A 22446-nucleotide genomic window follows, 5' to 3' on the forward strand; every position below is an offset into this window, starting at 1 on the left:
GCTCATCCCTGGCCCGCTTCCACCGGTGCGGCTTCGGCCGGCTGCTCTTGCTCGGCCCGCCGAAGGTCCGCGATCCGGTCACCGGCACGCTGGTCGAGCGCGTCGTACTGCGCCTGAGTGATATCCCCGGCGGTGACCGCGGCCTTGCACTTCTTCCCCACCGCCCCGATACCGGCCCGCTCCGTCACCGCGACGAGCTCGGCCAGCAGCGCGTCATACGCCGCCGTCTGCGCTTCCGTCGGCGGTGCCGCGGCCTTCCACTCGTCGTCCCGGGCACGCTCGTACGTGTGCGAGTCCGCGTCCGGCTCGTCGGTCGGAATGCACAAGGCCTGGAGCAGAGCCACCCGGAACGCGACGCTCATCGCCTTCGCCGTGCCCTTGTCACCGAAGTCCATCGCCTCACCAGGAGACACGCAGTCGATGAAGTCCCCCGCCGGGCCGTAGAACCGGTACCTGACCCGGACCGTGCACTCCCGCGACGGCTTCCCGCGGGAGGTCAAGACATCCCGATAGCCGACGTCGAGCAACTCCGGGATGACAAGAACCCCGTGATTCCGCAGCTCCGGCCCGACGGCGTTGACGACGGCGTCGATGCCACGGAAGACGTAGTTCTGTTCGGTGTTCCGGTCGGCCTTCCGCACCGACTGGACCGCGGCCATCACGGACGACAGCGCGGCGTAGATCGTCGGCTTCTCGGTGCTCACTTCGGTTCTCCTTGCTGTGCTTCGAGCGCGTTCCGGGCGATGGACTGCCACCGTTCGGTGATCTGCCGCAGCGCGGCGACTGCGCGCTGTTCGGCTCGTAGCCGCTTGTCCAGCCGGCGGGCTTCGGCCCGGGCGGCATCCCTCGCGGCGATGGCCCGTACGAGTTGGCGGCGGACGATCGGGTCGGCGAAGCGGCGGAGCAGACGGCCGATCACGCGACCCACCCCTCACGGGATTCGGTCACATCAGCGAGGACCCGACCCCGCGACCGGAGCAACGCCCGGACGGTGGCGCGGCGGGCACGCTCCCGCCGCAGCCACGACACCACCTCCACCGCGACGTACGCGGCGAACAGTCCGGCCAGCACCAGCGCGCCGGGGAGCCGGCCGGCGCGGGCCAGCGCCACCACAGCGGGCGGCACCAGCACCGGAGCGGCGGCAGCGAGAGCAGCACGACGACCGGAGATCACTGCGCACGCTCCCCGACGTAGCGGGCGTACACCTTCGATGACGAGCCGCCGGCCGGACCGACCACCTTGGCCTGGAAGTGCCGCTCCGGGGCGAACGGCCCGACGCCCTGCCGGATCCGGTACGCCAGGCTGCCGGCCGATCCCGGAGTCTTGTTCTCCGCGACCACCGCCCACTCACCCGGCCGGCCGCGCAGCGCGTCGGCCAGGACCTGGAACTTCGACTCCTTCGGCCTGGCGTTGCCGTGCCGCTCCGGCGGGTCTTCCCAACGCAGGACGCCGCTCACCGGATGTACCTCCGGGCCCGGTCGGCCAGGTCCCGCAGCTCCGGCGTGTCCACCAGACCGTCGAACAGGGCCCGGATCTCGACGTCCTGCATCAGCTCCAGCTCGACCTCGAAGCAGCCCCGGCACCAGCAGCCGTCTTCGTCGGCGTCTTCGTCATGCTCCGGCCAGCTGTCACCCGAGGTGGCGTGCCGGCCGTCGAGGTTCCACACGTGCAGCGGCACCCCGACGACGGGCGCGCCGTTCACCTCCCGCGCTGCGGCGAGCCGATCGGCGATGGTGTCGGACAGGTCCCGGGGCCGGGACCGCCACACCTTCACCAGCGCCGCGACACCGACGGTCAGACCGGCGACGACGAAGAGCAGCAGCGACGCGTAGAAGACGGCTTCACCGACACCCATCACGCACCCCCGGGGCAACGGTCGGCGCGGTGGATGTTCCGCATCGTCTTCGAGTGCCGGGCCGGATGCTGGTCGCAGTCCGGATGCGCCCGGGCCGTGTCGACGGCGCCGCACGGCTCCTTCGGGCACGGGCAGTTCGCTTCCAGGGCACTCGGGCCGGTGCCCCGGGTGACGTGGTATGCGGGTGCGATGCCGGACAGCACGGCCTGGAACCCCTCCGCAGCGAACTCGTCGGCTTCGTCGGCGGCGTCGATGGCTTCTGCGTCTCGGTCATCCAGTTCGGCGCGGAGCCGTTCCACCTCGGCGATCAGCGCCGGTACGTCCCGGCTCGACTCGATCGACGCGGCCATGTAGCCGGACAGCGACACCTGTCCCGGGTCGCGCTGGCACTGGTCGGCGTTGTCCTGAACCCACGCCCACCGCTGCTTGATCGCATCCAGGTCGAATTTGCTCATCGGGTCACGGCCTCTCGGGGAACGGTGCGATGCTCGGGGCACAGGTCCGGCGCCGAGCGCGAGCCCTTGCCACGGGCCGGGCGGGTCTGCCAGCCGGCACGCTCGGCGATCTGGCCGATGTGCCACTCGCCCAACCAGCTCTGCTCGCGCAGCTCCGCAACGCACCCGTCTGCGTCGCACTCGATCGCGTAGACCGGGGCAAGAACTCCACGGACGGTCATCGGGTGGCCTCTCGGGGAACGGTGAACAGCGGCGACTGGAAGCCGGTGGGCCGGCGGTAACGGGCGCGCTCGGCTTCGAGCCGGCGCACAATCCGCGTGCACCGGACGCCGTGCCGATGCCGCGGCGGATGCACGGACCCGGGTTGCAGCAGGATCCCGAGCGCCAGCAGGACGGCGGCGGGGGCGATCGTCGACCCCCAGATCGGGGCGGTCTCCACCAGACGAGCGATCACGACTCCACCTCCGCCGGCTCTTCCAGCGTCGGGAACTCGCCCTGGTCGAAGCCGTAAATGAACTCGGTGATCTGCGGCGGGGTGTCGATCGCCGTCCCGTCGAAGAACGTGATCTTCTCGTCGCCGACGTCAGCCACCGGAACGCCCTTGCTGGCGAGGTAGTTGAAGATCGGGCAGGCGCAGCCGTCTTCCTTCACACCCTTGATGCCGAGCCGTTCCAGTTCGGCGGCGACCTGGTCGGCGGTGTCTCCGAGGGCGTCGAGTAGGTCGATGACGTCAGTAGTCAGGCTCACGACGACACCTCGGCCAGCGGAAAGCCCCACGCGGACCGCTCCGGCTTGTCACCCTCTGCCGGCAGCACGATCTCCCACGGCCCACGGAACAGTCCGTACGCAGCCCAGTCACAGCCGCGCTCGCCCCGCTTCTTGCCGCCCTTGGTTCCGTCGGTGCGGCGCGTCAGTCCGCCGAGCACACGGCCGATGCACTCCTGGCCGGCCCGTGCGCCGTCGCCGGCGTCGACAAACTCTTGGATGGTGGCCACGTCGCCGCAGCGCGGGCAGCGGAAGGCGAACTTCAGCGGATCGTTCCCGAACCGCTGCGTCGCTTCGGCGTACAGCTCGGCTTGGGTGAGCTTTCGGTATTCGGTCCTCGCGGTCATCGGTGCGTCCTTCCGGGGACGATCACGGGCAGCAGGGTGGTGTTGGCGGTCCAGAACCACGGGTCTTGGGGTGGGGAGACTCGACGCCAGATCTCGGCCAGCACTGCGGCGGCCGGGGCGTGGCGGAGCATGTCGGCGAGGGACATCAGCGGACCGCCATCCGGTAGATCCACACCTCGTCCGGGTCGGCGAGCGGCGCCATCCACACGCCCGGACGCTGCTGCCGGGGCGTCACCTCGTACTGCTCGATGACCCACGCGAGCGCACGGGGCAGGGTCGAGATGACCGCGACCGGGTCGGCGCCCTCGTCCTTCTCACCGGCACAGATCACGTACACGTAGATCTGGCTGGTGCCGCAGTCGCAGGGCTCGTTGATGATCAGCCCGCAGCAGGACTTCACCTGCACCGTCGACGGGATGGCGTTCACAGCGCCGGCCCGTCCGTGACCCGGGTCCCGATGACGTGCGTCTCCCGGTCGATCAGCACCAGGCGGATCGACCCGAACGGTTCCGTCGGCGGCCGGTTCCCGTACGCGGCGGCCCGGGCGGCGAGGTAGCGGCGCCACGCCTCGTACGACTCCAACGCCCGATCCCGGTCGTCGTGCGACGCGGACGCCAGCACCGCCCCGTTACGGGCGCGCTCTTCGATCCGCCACCGGGCTTCGGATAGTGTCGTGGTGACCATGAGGGACTCCATTTCCTTCGTTGGTCTGGCCGGCCCGGGTGCTCGAATCACCTGGGCCGGTTCTGTCGTTTCGGGGTGGGGGTCGTCCCGCCCCGCCAGACGGGACGACCCCCGGGGATGGGTTCCGGCTGACCCCCTCGCCCCTGCCGGAACCCGATGGCTTACGCGGCGCGGCCGTCTTCCTCGCCGAGATCGATCTCTCCGATGTCGTGGCCGTCCATCTCCCACGCCTCCCGCGCCGTCTTAGCGGTCGGGTTGCGGTCCCACGCGGCGAGAATCAGCGCGAACGCGGCGACGGCCTCGTCGATTCGTCCACGCTGCGCCAGCAGCTCGACGTGCTTGTCGGTGAACGGGGCACGCTCGTAGTCCCAGAACGACCGTTGTTCGAAGGCCACCTCGCCGGACTCGGCGGAACGGGTGGGCAGGGAGTACGAAGTCGTCTTCCGCTTCCGGCGCCCGTCGCGGGTGATGTACGTCGTCGTGTTGAGCTGACCGTGAGCCTTCTCGTAATCCCGCTCAGCGCCCTCGCGGTGCCACCGGGCCAGCACGTCGCCGGCCCACGGTTCGCCGTCAGCCTCGGCAGTCTGGACCAGATGCACGATCTCCTCACGGATATCGCTCTTCGGCCGGTTGTTCGTGTGGCCGTTTGACGCCAACTCGTAGACCATCTGCCGGTAGGTGCTCTCGCTCATTTCCCGCCCCCTGAAACCAATCGCAATCCGGACCGCTGTCGGCGGCACGCCGTCGATACCTGCTCGCACCAGCGAGACATCTGCTCTAGCCAGGGGCGAAGCTCGCCGTCGTACGTCGCGGCGTACACCTCGGCGATCCGCTCAGCGTCGAATTGCCACACGTCATCTGCTCGGGACATTGCGGCGAAGAAGTTCTTGCGAAACCGCACGTCCGAGTCGGCGATCAGGGCCTCGAGTTCGGCGTCTCGCCGGTCGTCAGCGTCAGGGTCAGCGGACGAAGGAACGGGCCGCGACCGGCGGTCGATACCGGCAACGACCGCGTCGCCTTCGGCTTGTCGAGCCGGGAGTGCCGTTGACTGTGCGGCACTCCCTCCGGACTTGGGGCGGGACTGCGCGCGTGGCTGCTCTCGGCCGAGGCTGTCCGTCCGCGTCTGCGGAACAGGGACGCTACCAATTTTGGTAGCGTCAGCCAGATCATTGGAGACGGTCTGCTGCGATACGCCGAGCGTCTGGCCAATCTGCTTCTGGCTCAGCCCTTCACTGGCCAGCCGTGCGGTCAGTTGGGGACGGTCGGCACGCGGAACGATGACGGCAGCGCCGCTGTACTCAGCTTCCCGCATCTCGTCCCACGACTCGTATCCGAGTGCGAGCCACGCCCGACCACTGATCTGTCGAACGATCTCATCGCCGGCCGCAGCCAGACTCCGCTTGGCCCGGCTTACCGATTCGCGCGCTTGATCGACAGTCAGATCCGCGCACGCAATCTCACTCACCGAAGCACTTCCCGTTTCGTTGGTGGGGGTTACCGGGTCCGCGTCCGTCTCTGGTCTGGACGCGGACCCGGCTGCGTCAGCGCCGGGGACCCAAGCCGATCCCTGGCCTGTCGCATCCGCCGGCCCAAGGTCAGAGCCGACGGCCGTCTCGAAGCTGCTCACCGCTGCACCGCCTCGATGTAGGCCAGCGCCAACTCCGCAGACACCTCAGGGCAGGACAGTTCGTGGGGCATGCCGGGCGGGGTGCAGCAGTCGGCGCAGAAGCCGTTCCGCTTCGGCTGGATCGGCAGGGCCGGCGCCCGCTTCCGTCCGGCCCGCCAGTGCAGAACCCCGACGGCCACCACCCCGAGCACCAGCACGGCGACGCCGGTCAGGGCAGACCACATCTCGACGTCGGCGGCGCTCATCGCAGGTACCCGAGTTCGGCTGCCTGCGTGACACCGAGCAGCAGCATCAGCGCCCACGTCGGGCCGCAGATGTTGAGCAGCGACGTGGCGAAGTTGAGCCAGAACCGGCGCCGTCCGCTGCGCCGCTTCGGGCCGATGCGGTAGCCGACCACTGCCGAGGGCGGGTTCGTGCGGAGAGCGGCGTCGCGGGGCGGAGCCCAGCCGTCCGAGGCCGGTCCGAACTCGGCGGTCAGCCGCGAGCTGATCTGGCCGTGGATGCGCGGCATCACGCACCGTCCCGCGCCAGGTCGAGCGCGGCCAGCACGGTCCGGACGGCGTCCCGGAACTCCGCGTCCGACACGTACTCGCTGTCGACGCCGGCCCGGATGTAGCCGATCGCGTACGCGAACTTGTTGTCGACGTCGCGCATGTCGTCGGCGAGGGCACGCACCTTGGCGGACGGCTGGGTGGGGGTCTGTCCGGTCATGTCGCTGCCTCCGTTGTCTTCGGCCCGGGCGGCGGGGGAGGGGTTAGGGGTCCGGCGGGGCGGACGGGTGGCCGGTTCGGCTGGCCCGGTGGGTGGGCCGGCTTCGGCACGGGCTTGCTCACCGGTTGCTGGCGATGTACGTGTCGAGCGCCGACTCCGGGATCCCGATGCCGGGGCGCTTCGTGCCAGTGCCGCGTGGGCGGGCCGGGAGCTTGCGGGCGTAGACGAGGCGGCGGATGGTCTTCTCGGAGCAGCCCATGCGCCGGCCGGCTTCGGCGGGGTGGAGCAGTCGGTCGGGCATCACGCGGCCCCACTGGCCCGCTCGAAGATGACCTCGATGGTGGTTCCGGCGAGTGCTGCCATCCGCATGGCGAGTTCGAGGTTCGGTGCCGTCTCGCCGGCCCGCATCCGGAAGAGCGTCGACCGGTGGACGTCGAGTGCCTTCGCCTGGTCGACCACGCTGCCGTAGCCACGGGCGGACATCAGGGCGTCGAAGACGGCGACTCGGAGGCGAACGTCGGTTCCGTCCGTCGCTGCGTCGGATTTTTGCGTCGCTGTCATGCGAGCAACAGTAGGCGTCGGATTATTGCGACGCAAGGGCGTCGGGTGGATGCGTCGGTTTCTGGCCGAACGGATGAGTGACGTGGTGCCTACGGACTACCTACCGTCGCAGGTATGCAACGCATGATGACGATCGATGGACGCCGCCAGAAGCGCCGCACCGACCGCCGACAGCGACCCGTGAGCGACGCAAAGATGCATCGCACCGTCGCCTATCGTCGCACGTCACAGGGCACGTACCGTGTGCATGTGAGCGACGCCGGACGCGGAACCTGGGCGACCTTCCTGACCCAGATGACCGCACGCCCCGGATGGTCCGTTGCCCGACTCGCCCGCGAAGCACACATCCACCGCTCAACGATCTTCCGGTGGATGAAGGGCGACGGCGGGCTCACGTTGCAGAGCGTCCGGGCGATCGCCGACGCGCTCGACGTCGACCTCGAGACGGCGCTGCTCGCCGCCGGGAACCTCATCGGCCGACCCAAGGCCGGCGAGCACGACGAGGAACGAGAGCTCATCCTCGCGTCGGCGGCCACCCCGGCGATGAAGGCCCGGATGCTGGCGCGGCTGGAGGAGTTCCGCCAGGAAGACGAGCGCCGGATCGAAGAGCTACGAGAGACGAACAAGCAGCGGCGAATGGAGACGATCAAGCTTCTGCTCGAACAGGACGCGTGATGGCCTGGATCCGGCAACTGCCGTCCGGAGTCTGGGCCGGCACCGTCTACACCCCCGCCGGCCGGCGCACCTGGTCGGATCCGATCCGGGGCATCGTCGAGAAGTGGGCCGGCGACCTCGAAGCGAACGTGCGCCGAGGCGAGTTTCTGGACCCGAAGCTGGCGAAGCGAACCCTGGGTCAGGCCTGGGAGCAGTTCGAGCCGAGCCGTCGGATCGAGAAAGCCACCCGGAAACGCGACCAGTCACACTGGCGGGTCTGGGTCGAACCTCGATGGGGAAGAGTCCCGGTCGGGGCGATCCTGAAGCCGGACGTGCAGACGTGGGTCAACGAACTCGAAGAGGATGAGGTTGGGGGCTGGACGATCATCGCCGCCCTGAACGTCGTCAAGGCGGCGCTCGAGCTCGCCGTCGACGCGGGATGGATCCGCGCCAACCCGTCCCGGCGGGTACGTCCACCGATGCCGCCGAAGCACGACGACCGGGTGATCCTGCCGCACGAGGAAACGACGATTCTGGATCGGCTCGACGAGCTGTTCCCCGGCCGGCGAGATGCGCGGTTGTTCGTCGAAGCGATGCTCGAAACCGGCGCCCGGTGGGAAGAGGTTGCCGCCGTGAAGCGGGAAGCGGTCGATCTGCGGCATGGGCTGATCGAGATCGGCCCGGTGATGGAGCGAGACGGCACGGTCCGGGACTATCCGAAGGGCGCCCGAACCCGTCATGATGCGGCGTTCCGGTCGGCGCCGATCGGTGACGGGTACCTTGCCCGGTTGAAGCCGGTGGTGCTGGCGACGAAACCCGGCGGGTTGATCTACACGGCGCCGCTGGGTGGGGCGCTGCTGTATCCGACGTGGCTGCGGCGGGTGTGGAAGGTGGCGCTGCGGGTGCCGGTCGTCGACGACGCGGGGAGGCCGACGGGGGAGTGGGAGCCGCTGATCAACGAGCCGCTGCCGACGCCGCACGACTGTCGGCACACCTACGGCACTCGGCTCGCGGACGCGGGGGTGGCGCAGCACGACCGGATGGCGTTGATGGGGCACAGGGACGTCCGGTCGGCGATGCGGTACACGCACTCGGGGGAGACCCGGTTCGACGCGGCGAGGGCGGCGTTGAAGCGCGCACGCGGGTTGTGATCTTGTGAGTTCCTCATGAGTTATGATCTTGACTCTTGCTGTCCCTTAGTGACCCTTACTGTCCGCTGTTCTCGCAGGTCTGACCGGCGAGCCGCCGATCTCCGCAGCCCACGACAAGTGCCCGAAGTTCCTTGACACGGAAGAGGTCACTGGTTCAAACCCAGTATCGCCCACCAGCTATATGCGCAGGTCAAACGGCTCGTCACCGGATCATCGGTAACGGGCCGTTTTGCTTGTGCTCCTTACTTTGGGAGCAGACTGGGAGCACGTGATTTGCGCCGGATCCGGGTGGGGGTTGTCGTCGTGGCCCGGTGGGACGGAGCCCCGCGGCAGTTGGTTGTAGAAGGCGGCGCATGTGTACCCGGATGACCAGGGGTGGGGCGTCAACGGAACGTTCGCGAGAGTTCGTTGGTGGTACCCGTGCGGCCGACAAGGCCGCGCAGCCCGGACAGGCCACCTTCCCGCTGGGGTTCTGGGCCTGCACGAGGGTCAGCCCGTGGCGTGGGTATCGAAGTTGCATCGAAAAAGTAGGTGCTTACAAACTTATCCGACGATCTGCTCGTGGGCGGCGATCGTCGTGGCGAGCAGCATTTTGTCCGCGCGCATCTCGGCGTCGTCGTTGCCGATGTCGAATCCCGCTCGCCGTCCCGAGGCTATGAACCGGTCGAGCCAGTTGAGTATCGGCTACGGCCGCACTTCGTCCGCCACAACCCGCTCCGTTTGTGATCGTCTGAGGCCGTTGAGGCCGTAGCGCTCGCGATCCTCGGCGCTCAACGTCCGCGCCGCGTCAGCGGCGGCTGGGGGCGTCGCGAAACCGGCGGGGGCATCCCAAGCGAGGATCGTGCCGTCGGTGGTGGTGACGGTGAGTCGGGTATCCCAGTGGAGGTCGACGATGCTGGCGCGCGGGCAGTCGACGACGGCGAGGGGGCGGCCGTCGAGGGCGCGCCAGATGGACAGAACGCCGTGGAGGCCGACGCCAGCCAGGTACAGCGCGTCCGGCGACCAGCACAAGTGTTGCACCGTGTCGTCGTGGCCAATCCACCGCAGTTGGGACCGCTGCTCAATGGCATCCCAAATCTCGACCTGCGATCCGAATGCCGCAGCCAACCGCTCCGAGTCTCGTGACCACGCCAGCGCGGAAATCCGCTCGGACCTGTCGGTCTGCCACCGGCCAGCCGACGAGTAGTCGTCGCCACGCCAGAAGGCGATGTCGTGCTCGACCATGGTCGCCGCGATGAGCCGGCTGTCCGGGGACCAAGCGAGGAGACCGCTGCTACGCTCCCCGCCGGTCAAGGTCGCGAGTTGGCATGCCTTTGCAGCGTCCCAGACGGTCAGCGACCGGTCGGTCCGCTCGTAGAAGTCCCGGTTCCAGACCAACAGCCGGCGGCCATCGCCGGACCAGGCGAGCGAGTAGGCCCACGGAAAGGTCATCCATGGCTGGATCCGCTTGGGTACGCGCCGAGGTGGCCGACCCCAACGTGCGCGCAGACTACCCGTGGCGGCATCCCACACACTGACCTGTTCCTGGAAGCTGCCGGCAATCAGTCCGCCCTGTGGCGACCAGGTCAGGGCATGTGTTCCGGTCCCACCGAGGCGCTGCGGCGCATCCCCCGACGCCTCGATGATCTCCAATGGCATCCCCAGACGGCCGACGGCGGCCTGCCGTCGATCCGGCGACCAGGCGATTTTGGAAATGTCGCCGGTCGTTAGCCGACGGAAGCTCCGAGCCGGCAGGTCCCAAATCTCGACGTTGTCGAACGAACTGCCCAGAACGATCCTCGCGCCATCCGCGGACCAGGCGATCTCGGTGACCTGGTGCTGGCGGGCCCGCCGTTCAAGGGTTTTGCCCGTGTCAAGGTCGAACAGTGCGACCCGGTCGTGACGCCGGGTCCGGTCGACGGCGAAGGCGATCACGTTGCCGGCAGGTGCGAACGCAAAGGCCTTTTGCAACCCGGCCGGTGACCTTGATACGACCGTGCCTCGGTTGGTGTCGTAGATGCGCAGCGTGCGTAAATCTTGTCGGAACACGTTGAGCTTGCGCATGTTGAATGCGGGTGCCACGCTGACGGCTAGATGGACGCCGTCGGCAGACCAGGACAGCGTGGGCGCCGACCACGATGCGTCGATCTGGAGGATCAGCTCTTGCTGCCCGCCGATCGCGAACACCCGTAGCTGGTCGTTGGTCGCCACGGCGAGCCGGTCGCCGTGTGGCGACCAAGCGGTCGTCCGCGCGTGGTCGACCGCCACGCTGGCGATCAGCTCCGGTACCTCGTCGGCCAGGCGGTAGACGTCAACGGTTCCCCAGTCGAACTGGCCGGCGAAGAGACCGTTGGCGCCCCAGGAAATGGTATCGAACGAGGCGCCGAGACTGCCCTTGCAGCTTGCGAGGAAGCAGCTGTCGTCCACCCGCCACAGCCCGGCGCCTCGGTCCCGTTCGGTCAGCGCGTAGCGGGCATCCGGACTGAGAAGGGTCTTGCCGGTGAGTCCTGCCTCGACGGCGAAGCTAACGGCAGTCAACTGTCCGTCTGGATCCCAAGTACAGACCCGCCCGGCCCGGTCCGCGGTGCGCAACCGACGGTCGTCTTCAAGCCAGACGACCGAGGTAATCCCAGTGGTGTGGCCGATGGCCAGGTGGGACGTGTCCGGCGTCGTCGTCAGGCCCCAGAGCGTGGCGTTCGCCGCTATCGACGGTGCCAAGTCGCTAATCGCCGCATGCACCAGGGCCACGGCCAGCTCTCGGTCCTGGTCGCGCAGGTGCTGGGCCGACTCCGCAACCCGCTCGGAGCGGCTGATGCGATCCTTCCGGTCGGCCTCTCGGGACGTCTCCAGCAGACGGTGGGCGGCGTCGGACAACGCGGCCTCCTCGGCCAGTGCCACGGCGTCGGCCAGGGCCCGACCGCGGAGTAGGTCATCGTCGTGCGGCTGAGCCTGCCACGCGATGGCACGGTGCTCTAGGTGTAGTGACCATGAGCGTTGTTGACGGCGTGTCGGCTTGATTGATGGAGAGACCTCCGGCGAGGTGTGAGGTGCTGACGCCCATACCTACCGGAGGTCTCTATGGCCCACCGTAACGCCCGGCTGACCGTGTACGCCCGCCGCCTGCTCATCACGCGTGTCATCGACCAGGGCCGTCCGGTCGCGCACGTGGTCAAGGAGCTGGGCTGCTCACGCGCCACCGGCTACAAGTGGCTGGCCCGCTGGCGAGCCGAAGGCGACCCGGGTCTGCACGACCGGCCCAGCACCGCCCACCGGCTGCCTCGCAAAACCCCGCCCGAGGTCGAACATCTGGTCTGCCACCTGCGGACCACCCGCAAACTCGGCCCCCGCCGACTCGCCCCACTGCTCGGCCTTGCCGCCTCGACCGTGCACGCCGTCCTGACCCGCCACGGGCTGCACCGCCTGGCCTGGCTGGACCGGCCCACCGGCCAACCCGTACGCCGCTACGAACGCGACCACCCCGGCGAACTCATCCACGTCGACGTCAAGAAACTCGGCCGCCTCCGCGACGGCGGCGGCTGGCGAGCCCACGGCCGCGACAGCCTCGAACACCGCCGCACCCGCTACGGCACCCGAGTCGGCTTCGACTACGTCCACTGCGCCGTCGACGACCACACCCGCCTCGCCTACGCCGAAATCCACCCCGACGAGAAGACCACCACCTGCGCCGACTTCCTCCGCCGCGCCGCCAGACACTTCGCCGCCCTCGGCATCACCGGCATCGAACGAGTCATGACCGACAACGCCCTGGCCTACCGACGCGGCCGAGCATGGCACCAAGCCCTGACCGACCTCGGCGCCCAAGCCCGCTTCACCCGCCGCTACCGGCCACAGACCAACGGCAAAGCCGAACGCTTCAACCGCACCCTGCTCGACGAATGGGCCTACCAACAGCCCTACACCAGCAACCAACACCGCGCCGAGGCTCTACCCGCCTTCCTCCACACCTACAACTACCATCGCGGGCACACCTCACTCGGCGGCCAACCACCCATCAGCCGCGTCAACAACGGTGCTGGTCCCTACATCTAGGCGGGTGATCCGCCGTAGGCGGTCCTTGTTGTCGGCGATCAGGATGGCGAGATGGTCCCAATGCCGGAAGAGGGCGTCATGGGTGAGCTCGAGGCAGTCGCCGTCGCTCACGTCAATCACCAGTCGGGCCGCTCGGAACTCCTCCAGGATCCGCACCTCGGCCTCGTCGAGCGAGGAGCGCAGGATCGGCCGCCGGACCGCTTGATCTTCCTCCAGGCTGATGCCCCGCAACAGCGCCCGGTCGATCGAGTCGGGCCGGAACACCGCAGCGAGCGACTCGTACACCTGCCCGGCATGGGTGGCTATGGCTCCGCCGACCTCGCCGGCACCCTCATATTCGGCGATGGTGATGCGCCGGTCGGCCGAAAGACGCTGCAGGAGGTGGCCAAGTAGCGGCAACGCATCGCCAACCGTCGCGTCAGCGACTATCCGATCCACGAGGTCGTCCTCGAACGTGATCCCGGCGGCCCGGGCCGGCCGCACGATCACCTGCCGGATACCGGCCGTGTCCAGCGGCCCCACCGCTATCGGCCGTATGACGGGGGCACCGGGCTGGTCGGTCAGGCGACGCCGGAACTCGGGGCGCACGGCCACGAGCAGCCGCAGCTCGGGCAGCAGCGCCAACGCTTGACCGATCATGCACCACCAATCGTCCCTGTCGGCGGCGCCGGTCATGGTGTACAGGTCCTCGAGCTGGTCAACGACGAGCACGGCCGGCCCGGCAAGCCGCGCGAGAAGTTCATGCGCGTGGGCTTCGTCGCGTAGCAGCCGGGCGGCGCGGGCCGACTCGTCCGGCCCCACCAGCGCCATGGCCGTGGCCAGGAACGGGTCAGTCGCCGGCCGGATCGGGCCGACTACCCGCCACCGCTTCGGCAGCCGGGGGAGCACGCCCGCACGCAGCAGCGAAGACTTCCCGACCCCGGACGGGCCGACGATCGCAACCACCCGTTGCTGGGGAGCGATGGCGGCCCGCTCCAGCCGATCGAGGATCTCGCTCGTCTCCCGCTCCCGTCCGAAAAAGACAGTGGCCCGGTCTTCATCGAAGGCGGACAGGCCGGGATACGGGCTCTCCGGACCGCGCCAGACGACCGCGGACCGTCGGTGGGCGACATAACGCCAAACAAACCAGCCGACGATGCAAAGCGGCAGCCAGAGGTACGGGTACCGGGCGACCGGCTGCAACGGCCCCCACCACGTGTCGGTCTCCGCCGTCAAGATATTGATCGCGATGCCGACGATCATGGTGCCGAGCAGGCCACCCATCTCGCGCCGGTACTCCACGCACCCATCGCACAGCAACGGCCTCATACGGGCCAGCAAGTGCCCGATGTCGGACAGTAAGAGCCTGGTAAATAAGGGCTTCGGAGGCTGGCGAGGGTGACGATCATGGAGTGCGGCGTGGCGTCGTGACATAGGGATGGGCCTTCGGTACGAGCGAAGGTGACTAAACCAGCACGACCGAAGGCCCAACCCTGTCTGTATACCTTGTCGCCGGTGTCGCCTCGTACGCCACCCCGGCCACCCTCGATGCGCACCTGCCCACCGCCCGGCCACGGCACTACCCGTCGGACACCACCGACGCGGAATGGGCCGTCATCGCCCCGCACGTTCCGGCCGGGACCGGACGCGGCCGCCCGATCGCCTACCCACGCCGCGATGTCGTGGACGCCATCCGTTACCTCGATCGGACCGGCTGCCAGTGGGCCGCGTTACCGGCGGACTTCCCGCACCACAAGTTGGTCTACCACTACTTCAAGACCTGGACCGCGGACGGGACGTTGAATCGGATGCACAATAGCCTGCGCGAACAGGTCCGCACCCAGATCGAGCACCGGGACCGGCAACCGACGGCCGCGTTGATCGACTCCCAGTCGGTACGCGGTGCGGAGACCGTCGGGCGACCGAGCCGCGGCTACGACGCGGGGAAGAGGATCAACGGCCGCAAGCGGCACATCGCCGTGGACACCTGCGGTCTGCTCCTGGCCGTCCTGGTCACCGGCGCAGGCGTCCAGGACCGCGACGCCGCCCGACCACTGCTGTGGGCACTACGCGCGTGCTTACCCGGCATCAGCCTGGTCTGGGCCGACAGCGGCTACACCGGCAAGGTCGTCACCTGGGCCGCGACCCACCTCGCCATGACCGTGCAGATCGTGGCCAAACTCGCCGGACAGACCACCTTCGTCGTCCTACACCGCAGATGGGCGGTCGAACGGACCTTCTCCTGGATCAACCGGTGCCGCCGCACCGTCCGTGACTACGAACGGCTAACCGAGCACCACGCCGCGATGGTCCAATGGGCCATGGTCATCGTGATGGCCCGCCGACTCGCCCGCCACCAACACCCCTGAACCCCTTATTTACCAGGCTCTAAGGAGACCCGGTGAACGTGTACCCGTTCATCGAGGCGGAGAAGGCGCAGCACGGGAACGTGAAGCGTGCCTGCCAGCTGTTGAAGGTCTCCCGGTCCGCCTACTACCAGCACCGCACTGCCCGCCCGTCCACGCGGAAGCGGGTCGACGTCGACCTGACCGAGCGGATCGGCCGGATCCACGAGGCGTCGGCCGGCACCTACGGTGCCCCGAGGGTGCACGCCGAACTGGCCGCCCAGGGCCGGCGGCACGCCCGTAAACGCATCGCCCGGCTGATGCGTACCGCCGGGTTATGCGGTCGCACACCGAAACGGTGGCGCACCACCACGGTGCCCGACCCGACAGCGGAACCACGTCCCGACCTGGTCCGGCGGAACTTCACCACGGACCCCGTCGAGGTCGATGCCCGCTGGTGCGGTGACATCACGTACATCAACACGTGGGAGGGCTGGTTGTATCTGGCCACGGTCATCGATCTGGCCACCCGCCGGGTCGTCGGCTGGGCCACCGCCGACCACCTCCGCACCGACCTGCCCGCCCAAGCCCTGTCCAACGCCATCGCGTCACGACGTCCGACCGGGCCGGTCCTCACGCCACGCCACCGTCGGCCGCCCCGGCGAAGGAATCTGTCCCCGATACTCCCGAACCCGCCGCTGCCCCGGCCCAACACCCATCGCTCCACCTCTCCGACAAGGTGTTGCGACGACCGGTTGAATCCGCCCAGTACACCAGCGCCCAGTACGCCCGCCTCGCTGACCGCAGCGGGGTGCGGTTGTCCGTCGGTGGGCGGGGTCAGCGCTGGGACAATGCCGTCGCAGAGTCTTTCTTCGCCACGATCAAGACCGAGTTGCTCGACCGGCGGGCGTGGCCGACCCGGGCCGCCGCCCGCACGGCGATCTTCGAGTGGATCGAGACATCTCACCAACGGTGGCTGTCAAGCAGTTGAGGTCGCGGGTTCGGCGAATGCCTTGCCAGGGTCGTAGAGGGTGTTGTGGTGTAGGCAGTGGTGCAGCTTGCCGAGCATGAGGTGGAACAGGCGCCGCAGGGCGGCGACGTGCCTGTCGCCGGCGGCGCGGCGGGATCGGTAGCGGGCGTTCCAGTGGGAGTCATGCCTGATGGCGGCCAGCGCCCACACGTATCCGGTGGCGGCGATCCGGTCGTTCTTGGCGCGGCGGGCGTGCACGAAGCTGCTCTTGCCTGAGGAGCGGGTCACTGGTGCGGCGCCGGCGAAAGCACGTAGCGCCCGTGCGTCGGCGAAGCGGCTGCGGTCGTCGCCGATCTCGGCGAGCAGCCGGGCGCCGAGCTGCACGCCGAGACCGGGGATGCTGGTGACGATCTTCGCGTCGGGGTGGGCGGTGAACACCTCGTCGATGCGCTGCTCCAGCTGCTGCAGCGTCTGGCAGACCGCGTCGAGTTGCCGCACCAGTCCTTGAAGGTGCAGGCCCATGGCCTGCTCGACGGCGGCTGGCTGACGCATATGCTCGCCGCAGAGGAAGCCGTGCAGCTTGTCCGCCTCGGCCGCGATACCGCGTTGACGGCCAGCAGTGCGCAGCAACGCCGCGAGCTCGGCGGGCGTCAGCGCAGCTGCGGCCGCAGGCGTCGGCGCCGAGGCAAGGATCACCCGGGCAGCCGGCGAGTCGAGCCGGTGCCGTCCGCCGCGCTCGAACGCCGCCAGGGCGGCGGGAAAGAACATCCGCAGCAGTGTCCGGATCCGGTTCGTGAGCGTGATCTGGTCCCATGCAGCATCCTGCTGCGCCCGGGTCAGAACCCGCAGCGACTGCAGCAACTCACTGTCGGCCGGTAGCGGCCGATGCGCGGTCGCATCGGTGCGCAGGAGGACGTTCAGGTCAAGTCGGCGGGCGGTCGCGTTGATCGACAGGCCTTCGGCTCGTAGGGCGTGTACGGCCGCGTGGCGTTGGCGGGTGTTCGCCGTCCGACGCCCCGTCCTGGCCGGCTCGGCCGTGGCCGGTGCGGCCAGGGCGGGTATCGGATCGGTGTGCGTCCGTAGGCAGCGGCGGTGGCCACGGACGACCTTCTCGACGGTGTCGCTGAGGTTCTTGAGCAGGTGCCAACGGTCGGCGACCTGAATCGCGTCAGGTGCGCCCTTGCGGCGAGCGATCCGGGTCAGGAGCCACCCGAGGCGGTAGACCGGACGAGCGCGCGGATCTGCCGCAGCAGCATCGACAGATGCGCAAGGCCCTCGGTTGGCTCCTCTTGGTCGTGGGCGGAATTACGCACCCGGGCCAGAGCGGAGGCGTTGGCCATCTCCCAGTGCTTGAGCCGCTCACCAAACTCCTGGCGCCGATTCCAAGGTGACGAGACTAGCTCGTCGGTCAGGGCGATGAGCACGTCGTGAAGGCCGTACCGCAGCGCGCTGCGTGCGCGGCTGTGCCACGGGTCAGTCTGTGGCAGGGCTGCCACTCGGGCGAGGAGATTATCCAGCTCAATCCGGTCGGCGAGGGCGTAGTAAACCCGTGCGACCTCCCGATTGTCTGCGTCCAGCTGGTCCGCCAGCCCGATGATGTCGACGGCACTGTATCCCTCGTCGAGGGACGCGACGGTCTCGGCCACGTCGAGCGGGAGTGCCAAGTCGGTCAGCCGCGAGATCTCGGCCCGCCTCCGTTCGTTTCTGGCCTCGGATGAGAGTCCCTCTAGGTCAGCAAGTAAACAGGCCACGGCAGGGCGAAGTCGCGCCGTCTCTCCTTGAACATTGAGCGGCGGCCGACGGTTGACCAAGAGCCACCGCGCGACGCGATGCAGAAGACGGCTAACACGAACCTGAACCACCCGCTGTAGGTCGACATCGACGGCCTGCTCAGCCAACTCAGTTCGGCGCCAGATTTGGGGCAGTTGATAGACGTCCTGAACTATCGCGAACGCGCGAACGACATCCTCCACCGTGGCCTTGGTTTCCGTCCGCAGACGGTGGACGAACGAGATTCCGGCACGGTCCACAACTTGGAGTGCCAGACGGCAGGCCACGATCTCCCTACGCAGCGGGTGCTTGCCAACTAGCTCGCAATGCTGCTGCAGGAACCTGGCTGGGAAATAGTTCGTCAGGTACTCCTGCGTCCACTCCTCGCCTGTGACGCTCAACCCGATTAGGTGACGTTGAAGCTCCGTCAGCACGGACGAGCGGAGGATCGCCAGCTCCGCCGCCGCCAAGCCGAGGCCCGCGTGGAATCGTCTCTCGATCTCGTCGTCATCCGGCAACGCCTGGTCATCGCGGTTGAACACACCTGAGCGTTCCAGCTCGGCGATCGCGCTCCGGTGGGTTCGCAATTGCGACAGCGCCTGCGCGTGGGCGCTGGCCAGGGCGTGGGCTTGGTGGTAGCTGTCACGCAACACGAGTTCAGAAAGGTCGCTGGCTAGGTCGGCGAGCTGCGTATCGCGTGCGGCTGTGGTCAGCGTGCCGTTGGCGACCGCCTGCCCCAGCACGATCTTGATGTTGACCTCGCGATCCGCGATGTCGGCGCTAGCGGCGTTGTCGAAGAAGTCGGTGTAGATCCGACCGCCGGCTAGGGCGTACTCGATCCGGCCGAGCTGGGTGAAGCCGAGGCTGGTCCCCTCGCCAACAACCCGCGCTCGCACGGTTTTGCCGTAGACCTGGACTGCCTCGTCGGGCTTGTCTCCCACTGCGTGGTCGAACTCGCCGGCCGCCTGGACGTGGATGCCGGCGCCACCGACCCAGAGTAGATCAACTTTCGCGGTGACGATCGCCCTGGCCAGTTCCTGGAAGGACATGGCATCGACGGTGTCGGGGAGACCGAGCGACCGCCGGACCTCCGGGGAGACGGGAATGTCCTTCTCGGTACGTGAGTAGATGCCTCCGCCCGCCGAGAGGAGAGTGTTGTCGTAGTCGTTCCAGGAGGATTGCGGCAGGCCGAACAGACGTCGCCGCTCGAGGAACGCCCGCGCCGGGTCGGGGTCCGGGTCTAGGAAGATGTGCCGGTGGTCGAAGGCGGCCACCAGCCTGATGTGCTCGGAGAGCAGCATCCCGTTGCCGAAGACGTCACCGGACATGTCGCCGACGCCGACCACCGTGAAGTCCTGGGTCTGGGTGTCGATCCCCATGTCCCGGAAGTGCCGCTTCACCGACTCCCAGGCACCCCGGGCGGTGATCCCCATCTTCTTGTGGTCGTAGCCGGCCGAGCCACCGGAGGCGAACGCGTCGGCCAGCCAGAAGCCGTTGCGCACCGAGATCTCGTTGGCGATGTCGGAGAAGCTCGCCGTGCCCTTGTCCGCCGCCACCACCAGGTACGGGTCGTCGGCGTCGTGCCGGACCACGTCGGCCGGCGGCACGATCTGCCCGCCCACCAGGTTGTCGGTGACGTCCAGCAGGGCCGAGATGAACTCCTGATAGCAGGCGAGCGCCTCGTCCTGGTCGCCCGGCTTCTGCTTCAAGACGAAGCCGCCCTTGGCACCGACCGGCACGATCACCGCGTTCTTCACCATCTGCGCCTTGACCAGGCCGAGCACCTCGGTGCGGAAGTCCTCCCGCAGGTCGGACCAGCGGATGCCGCCCCGGGCCACCGGCCCGAACCGCAGGTGTACGCCCTCGAAGCGCGGCGAGTAGACGAAGATCTCTCTCATTGGCCGAGGTTCCGGCAGATCGGGGATCGCCTGCGGCTCGAGCTTGAACGCCACGTACGGCTTCGGCCGCCCGTCGGTACGTCGCTGGTAGAAGCTCGTACGCCTGGTAGCCAGGATCAGAGCCCGGTAAGACTGAATGATGCGATTTTGATCCGGGCTCATCCCGTCCAGCAACCCGCCAATCGACTCGACCAGCCGCTTCTCTCGCTGGCCGCCGTCGCCGAGCACCGAATGCCAGCCCGGGTTCGAGCGCTCCTCGAATAGCTGGACCAGCAACATGGCGAGTTGCGGGTACGCGATGAAGGTGGACTCCATGTAGTCCTGCGAGAAGACCGTGCCGGTCTGCCGCAGGTACTTCGCGTACGCCCGCAGCACCACCACCTGCCGCCAGGTCAGCCCGCCGCGCAGCACCAGCTCGTTGAAGCCGTCGACCTCGGCCTCACCCCGCCAGGTGGCGGAGAAGGCGTTCTCCACGTGCGGGCGTACCTCGGCCAGCTCGCGGGCACCCTCCGGCAACTCCAGGCCGAAGTCGTAGAGGTAGATCCGGCCGTCGATCCGCTCCACCTCGTACAGGTGCTCGTCGACCACCCGCACCCCGAGCGAGTGCAGGACGGGCAGGACGGCGGAGAGCGCCATCCGCTCGCCGTACCGATACACCTTGAACCGGACGTCCTTGACCCCGATGACCGGCGTCGCCCCGCCCGGCCGGCCCGGCTGCTGCTTGCGGAACATGTGCATCTCGAGCTGGCCCGGCTCCTCGAGCAGTTCCAGCTTGGCGAGGTCCTTCATCGCCTCGTACGGGGTGTGCCCGTCCTTGTAGCTTTCCGGGAAGGCGTCGACATACCGGACGAAAAGCCTTTTGCCCAGCTCGCCACCAGCCGCGCGTTCCAGCACCAGCCGGTAGTCGTCGTCCCAGAGCCGGGTCGCGTCCGCCAGTTCCTCGGCGAGCAGGTCGGCGTCGAGGTCGCCGGGCGGGTTCGCCGGGTCGGTCCGCACGATGAAATGAACCCGGGCGAGCATGGACTCGGTCACCCGGGTGGTGTAGTCGACGCCGACCCCGTTCAACTCACGGAGCAGGATCTCCTGCATCCACAACCGGTTCTGCGTGGTGAACCGGTCCCGGGGCAGGTAGATCAGGCAGGAGATGAACCGCCCGTAGCCGTCGCGGCGCAGAAAGACCCGCAACTGCCGGCGACCGGCCATCCGGAGCACCCCGATGACCGTCCGGTAGAGGTCGTCGGTCTTGATCTGGAACAGCTCGTCGCGCGGGTAGGTCTCCAGGATCTGCAGCAGGTCCTTGCCGGAGTGGCTGCGCGGGCTGAGCCCGGAGCGGTCCAGCACCTCGGCGACCTTGCGGCGGACCACCGGCAGTTCCCAGACGCTGGTCCGGTACGCCGCGGTGGCGAGCAGGCCGAGGAAACGCCGCTCGCCGACCACCTCACCGGCCTCGTTGAAGATCTTGAACCCGATGTAGTCCAGGTACGCCGAGCGGTGCACGGTCGCCCGGGAGTTCGCCTTGGTGATGATCAGCAGCCGCTTCTCCCGCACCTTGGCGGCCGCCTCGGGGGTCATCGAGGAGAGCGTGCGCGGGATGGTGGAGTCCTGCCGCAGGATGCCGAGCCCGGTGCCGAGCACCGCCTGCAACGCGCTCCCGTTCTCGGTGTCGACGAGGCGGTACTCGCGGTAGCCGAGGAACGTGAAGTGTTCGTGGGCCAGCCAGCGGAGCAGTTCGACCGAGTCGGTGATGTCCTTCTCCGGCACCGGTGGGCGGTTCTCCGCCGTACGGGCGGCGGCCAGTTCGTCGGCGAGGGCGAGGGCCCGCTGACGCATCCTCGGCCAGTCCTCCACCGCCTCCCGGACATCGGTCAGCACCCGCTGCAACTCGGCGCGCAATCGGTCCCGGTCGGCGGCACCGCGTATCGGGTCGATCTCGATCCGCATCCAACTTTCCACGATGTCGCCGTCGATCGCGTCGTCCGGTTCGACGTCGGCGGCGACCTCGGTCAGCCGGCCGAGTGGCTCCCGACGTACCACGACCAGCGGATGCACCAGCAGGTGGACGTCGAGGTGGTGTCCGGTGAGCAGCGCGGTGACCGAGTCTACCAAAAAGGGCATATCGTCCGTGACGATCTCGATTACGGTGTGCTGCTGCACGTCGTCTGGCTCGTGGATTCGCAGTTTGGGTTCACCTGGCGCACGTTGCTCAGCCAGATCCCGATGAGCCTGCACCACAGCGACCATTTTCGCCGGAGTAAACCCAATCAACTCCTCGTCCGGCGCGAACCGCCAGAACCGGTCAATCAGGGCTCCCGCGTCGCGGTCGTCGCCAACCAGCGCGACCGCCTGCGCTACCAACCGCTCGCCATCTGGCACCGGCTCGTCCAGGTCGGTGTCCTCGACGTCGTCGGCGAGGGCCTCCGGAGGCAGACCCAGATCGTAGAGCACGTTCAGGCTTGCGCCCGAGTCGAGCCGTGAATCGCGACCGTCGTCGACTATTCCGTCGGAACCGCGCTCCCCGCCCTTGGCGACCCTCCGCAGGTCGGCATGGGTGTCGTTCGCGGCGAGGGGCGGAGTGGGCGGCGGAGCCGGGGCAGTCGGATGGCGGTCCATTTTGTGCGACCTCCTTAGCTCCGTCCTGCGGTCCT

The 22446-nt window shown here is 68.4% G+C and carries 29 protein-coding genes and 2 pseudogenes; 6 read left to right on the forward strand and 25 right to left on the reverse strand.

From position 1 onward, the window contains the following. Window positions 1–2: 2 nt before the first annotated feature. The 20 genes from CLT71_RS33705 to CLT71_RS33795 all read right to left on the reverse strand — a co-directional run bounded on the left by CLT71_RS33705 (window position 3) and on the right by CLT71_RS33795 (window position 7005). Window positions 3–755: an ERF family protein gene (locus CLT71_RS33705; protein WP_158242359.1), complete on the reverse strand. Its 753-nt coding sequence runs from the start codon at window positions 753–755 to the stop codon at window positions 3–5. Next, window positions 701–919, reverse strand: coding sequence for a hypothetical protein (locus CLT71_RS33710; protein WP_101370656.1), 219 nt, complete (start codon window positions 917–919; stop codon window positions 701–703). The genes CLT71_RS33705 and CLT71_RS33710 overlap by 55 nt, the downstream gene beginning before the upstream one ends. Next, complete coding sequence (locus tag CLT71_RS33715; RefSeq protein ID WP_143743718.1) at window positions 916–1173, reverse strand: hypothetical protein; 258 nt, start codon at window positions 1171–1173, stop codon at window positions 916–918. The genes CLT71_RS33710 and CLT71_RS33715 overlap by 4 nt, the downstream gene beginning before the upstream one ends. Beyond that, the gene (locus tag CLT71_RS33720) at window positions 1170–1457 is read right to left on the reverse strand and encodes a hypothetical protein (RefSeq protein WP_101370658.1); all 288 of its coding nucleotides are present in this window, start codon (window positions 1455–1457) and stop codon (window positions 1170–1172) included. The genes CLT71_RS33715 and CLT71_RS33720 overlap by 4 nt, the downstream gene beginning before the upstream one ends. Then, a complete protein-coding gene (locus tag CLT71_RS33725; protein WP_101370659.1) occupies window positions 1454–1855 on the reverse strand; it encodes a hypothetical protein in 402 nt (133 codons plus the stop codon). Before CLT71_RS33725 ends, CLT71_RS33720 begins: the two co-directional genes overlap by 4 nt. Next, complete coding sequence (locus tag CLT71_RS37635) at window positions 1855–2310, reverse strand: hypothetical protein (RefSeq protein ID WP_199187804.1); 456 nt, start codon at window positions 2308–2310, stop codon at window positions 1855–1857. Before CLT71_RS37635 ends, CLT71_RS33725 begins: the two co-directional genes overlap by 1 nt. Further along, complete coding sequence (locus CLT71_RS33735; protein ID WP_101370660.1) at window positions 2307–2531, reverse strand: hypothetical protein; 225 nt, start codon at window positions 2529–2531, stop codon at window positions 2307–2309. Before CLT71_RS33735 ends, CLT71_RS37635 begins: the two co-directional genes overlap by 4 nt. After that, entirely contained in the window at window positions 2528–2764 is a 237-nt protein-coding gene (locus CLT71_RS33740) for a hypothetical protein (protein WP_101370661.1), read from the reverse strand. Before CLT71_RS33740 ends, CLT71_RS33735 begins: the two co-directional genes overlap by 4 nt. Next, window positions 2761–3057: a hypothetical protein gene (locus tag CLT71_RS33745; RefSeq protein WP_101370662.1), complete on the reverse strand. Its 297-nt coding sequence runs from the start codon at window positions 3055–3057 to the stop codon at window positions 2761–2763. The genes CLT71_RS33740 and CLT71_RS33745 overlap by 4 nt, the downstream gene beginning before the upstream one ends. Beyond that, window positions 3054–3422 carry a VVA0879 family protein gene (locus CLT71_RS33750; protein WP_101370663.1) on the reverse strand — a complete coding sequence of 123 codons (369 nt, stop codon included), beginning with the start codon at window positions 3420–3422 and terminating at the stop codon, window positions 3054–3056. Before CLT71_RS33750 ends, CLT71_RS33745 begins: the two co-directional genes overlap by 4 nt. Further along, a complete protein-coding gene (locus CLT71_RS37240) occupies window positions 3419–3568 on the reverse strand; it encodes a hypothetical protein (protein ID WP_158242360.1) in 150 nt (49 codons plus the stop codon). Before CLT71_RS37240 ends, CLT71_RS33750 begins: the two co-directional genes overlap by 4 nt. Next, window positions 3568–3849 (reverse strand): hypothetical protein, encoded by a 282-nt coding sequence (locus tag CLT71_RS33755; protein ID WP_101370664.1) that lies wholly within the window; start codon window positions 3847–3849, stop codon window positions 3568–3570. The genes CLT71_RS37240 and CLT71_RS33755 overlap by 1 nt, the downstream gene beginning before the upstream one ends. Beyond that, the gene (locus CLT71_RS33760) at window positions 3846–4106 is read right to left on the reverse strand and encodes a hypothetical protein (RefSeq protein WP_143743719.1); all 261 of its coding nucleotides are present in this window, start codon (window positions 4104–4106) and stop codon (window positions 3846–3848) included. The genes CLT71_RS33755 and CLT71_RS33760 overlap by 4 nt, the downstream gene beginning before the upstream one ends. A gap of 161 nt (window positions 4107–4267) precedes the next feature. After that, window positions 4268–4798 carry a hypothetical protein gene (locus CLT71_RS33765; RefSeq protein WP_101370666.1) on the reverse strand — a complete coding sequence of 177 codons (531 nt, stop codon included), beginning with the start codon at window positions 4796–4798 and terminating at the stop codon, window positions 4268–4270. Beyond that, a complete protein-coding gene (locus CLT71_RS33770; RefSeq protein ID WP_101370667.1) occupies window positions 4795–5571 on the reverse strand; it encodes a helix-turn-helix domain-containing protein in 777 nt (258 codons plus the stop codon). Before CLT71_RS33770 ends, CLT71_RS33765 begins: the two co-directional genes overlap by 4 nt. A gap of 158 nt (window positions 5572–5729) precedes the next feature. Beyond that, window positions 5730–5978 carry a hypothetical protein gene (locus CLT71_RS33775; RefSeq protein ID WP_101370668.1) on the reverse strand — a complete coding sequence of 83 codons (249 nt, stop codon included), beginning with the start codon at window positions 5976–5978 and terminating at the stop codon, window positions 5730–5732. Then, entirely contained in the window at window positions 5975–6244 is a 270-nt protein-coding gene (locus CLT71_RS33780) for a hypothetical protein (RefSeq protein ID WP_143743720.1), read from the reverse strand. Before CLT71_RS33780 ends, CLT71_RS33775 begins: the two co-directional genes overlap by 4 nt. Next, a complete protein-coding gene (locus CLT71_RS33785) occupies window positions 6244–6444 on the reverse strand; it encodes a hypothetical protein (RefSeq protein WP_101370670.1) in 201 nt (66 codons plus the stop codon). The genes CLT71_RS33780 and CLT71_RS33785 overlap by 1 nt, the downstream gene beginning before the upstream one ends. Window positions 6445–6562: 118 nt before the next feature. Continuing rightward, entirely contained in the window at window positions 6563–6745 is a 183-nt protein-coding gene (locus CLT71_RS33790; protein ID WP_101370671.1) for a helix-turn-helix domain-containing protein, read from the reverse strand. Beyond that, window positions 6745–7005 (reverse strand): helix-turn-helix domain-containing protein, encoded by a 261-nt coding sequence (locus CLT71_RS33795; protein ID WP_143743721.1) that lies wholly within the window; start codon window positions 7003–7005, stop codon window positions 6745–6747. The genes CLT71_RS33790 and CLT71_RS33795 overlap by 1 nt, the downstream gene beginning before the upstream one ends. A 114-nt stretch (window positions 7006–7119) precedes the next feature. On the opposite strand from CLT71_RS33795, the gene CLT71_RS33800 reads away from it, so the two are divergent. Continuing rightward, on the forward strand, window positions 7120–7680 hold the full coding sequence (locus tag CLT71_RS33800) for a helix-turn-helix domain-containing protein (protein ID WP_101370673.1): 561 nt from the start codon (window positions 7120–7122) through the stop codon (window positions 7678–7680). Next, a complete protein-coding gene (locus tag CLT71_RS33805) occupies window positions 7680–8810 on the forward strand; it encodes a tyrosine-type recombinase/integrase (RefSeq protein ID WP_101370674.1) in 1131 nt (376 codons plus the stop codon). Before CLT71_RS33800 ends, CLT71_RS33805 begins: the two co-directional genes overlap by 1 nt. A gap of 292 nt (window positions 8811–9102) precedes the next feature. Here CLT71_RS33805 and CLT71_RS38405 read toward each other — a convergent pair. Both CLT71_RS38405 and CLT71_RS33810 read right to left on the reverse strand, forming a co-directional pair. Then, window positions 9103–9297, reverse strand: a pseudogene (locus CLT71_RS38405) (ISL3 family transposase); the annotation flags it as partial. A 197-nt stretch (window positions 9298–9494) separates the two neighbouring features. Continuing rightward, window positions 9495–11687, reverse strand: a complete 2193-nt coding sequence (locus CLT71_RS33810; RefSeq protein WP_101370675.1) for a WD40 repeat domain-containing protein — start codon at window positions 11685–11687, stop codon at window positions 9495–9497. Window positions 11688–11867: 180 nt separating this feature from the next. On the opposite strand from CLT71_RS33810, the gene CLT71_RS33815 reads away from it, so the two are divergent. After that, complete coding sequence (locus CLT71_RS33815; protein ID WP_101370676.1) at window positions 11868–12839, forward strand: IS481 family transposase; 972 nt, start codon at window positions 11868–11870, stop codon at window positions 12837–12839. Here CLT71_RS33815 and CLT71_RS33820 read toward each other — a convergent pair. Then, on the reverse strand, window positions 12780–14120 hold the full coding sequence (locus CLT71_RS33820; RefSeq protein ID WP_143743722.1) for an ATP-binding protein: 1341 nt from the start codon (window positions 14118–14120) through the stop codon (window positions 12780–12782). The genes CLT71_RS33815 and CLT71_RS33820 overlap by 60 nt on opposite strands. A 254-nt stretch (window positions 14121–14374) precedes the next feature. On the opposite strand from CLT71_RS33820, the gene CLT71_RS33825 reads away from it, so the two are divergent. The 3 genes and pseudogenes from CLT71_RS33825 (at window position 14375) to CLT71_RS38415 (ending at window position 16154) form a co-directional block, all read left to right on the forward strand. Continuing rightward, entirely contained in the window at window positions 14375–15187 is an 813-nt protein-coding gene (locus tag CLT71_RS33825; protein WP_101370678.1) for an IS5 family transposase, read from the forward strand. Window positions 15188–15225: 38 nt separating this feature from the next. Further along, window positions 15226–15777, forward strand: a pseudogene (locus CLT71_RS38410) (IS3 family transposase); the annotation flags it as partial. A 197-nt stretch (window positions 15778–15974) separates the two neighbouring features. Beyond that, a complete protein-coding gene (locus CLT71_RS38415; protein ID WP_486483748.1) occupies window positions 15975–16154 on the forward strand; it encodes an integrase core domain-containing protein in 180 nt (59 codons plus the stop codon). Here CLT71_RS38415 and CLT71_RS33840 read toward each other — a convergent pair. Beyond that, the gene (locus tag CLT71_RS33840) at window positions 16143–16994 is read right to left on the reverse strand and encodes a transposase (RefSeq protein WP_101370680.1); all 852 of its coding nucleotides are present in this window, start codon (window positions 16992–16994) and stop codon (window positions 16143–16145) included. The genes CLT71_RS38415 and CLT71_RS33840 overlap by 12 nt on opposite strands. Window positions 16995–17332: 338 nt before the next feature. Beyond that, on the reverse strand, window positions 17333–22411 hold the full coding sequence (locus tag CLT71_RS33845) for an NAD-glutamate dehydrogenase (RefSeq protein WP_101370681.1): 5079 nt from the start codon (window positions 22409–22411) through the stop codon (window positions 17333–17335). Window positions 22412–22446 lie beyond the last annotated feature (35 nt).

The sequence above is a fragment of the Plantactinospora sp. CNZ320 genome, assembly GCF_002846275.1.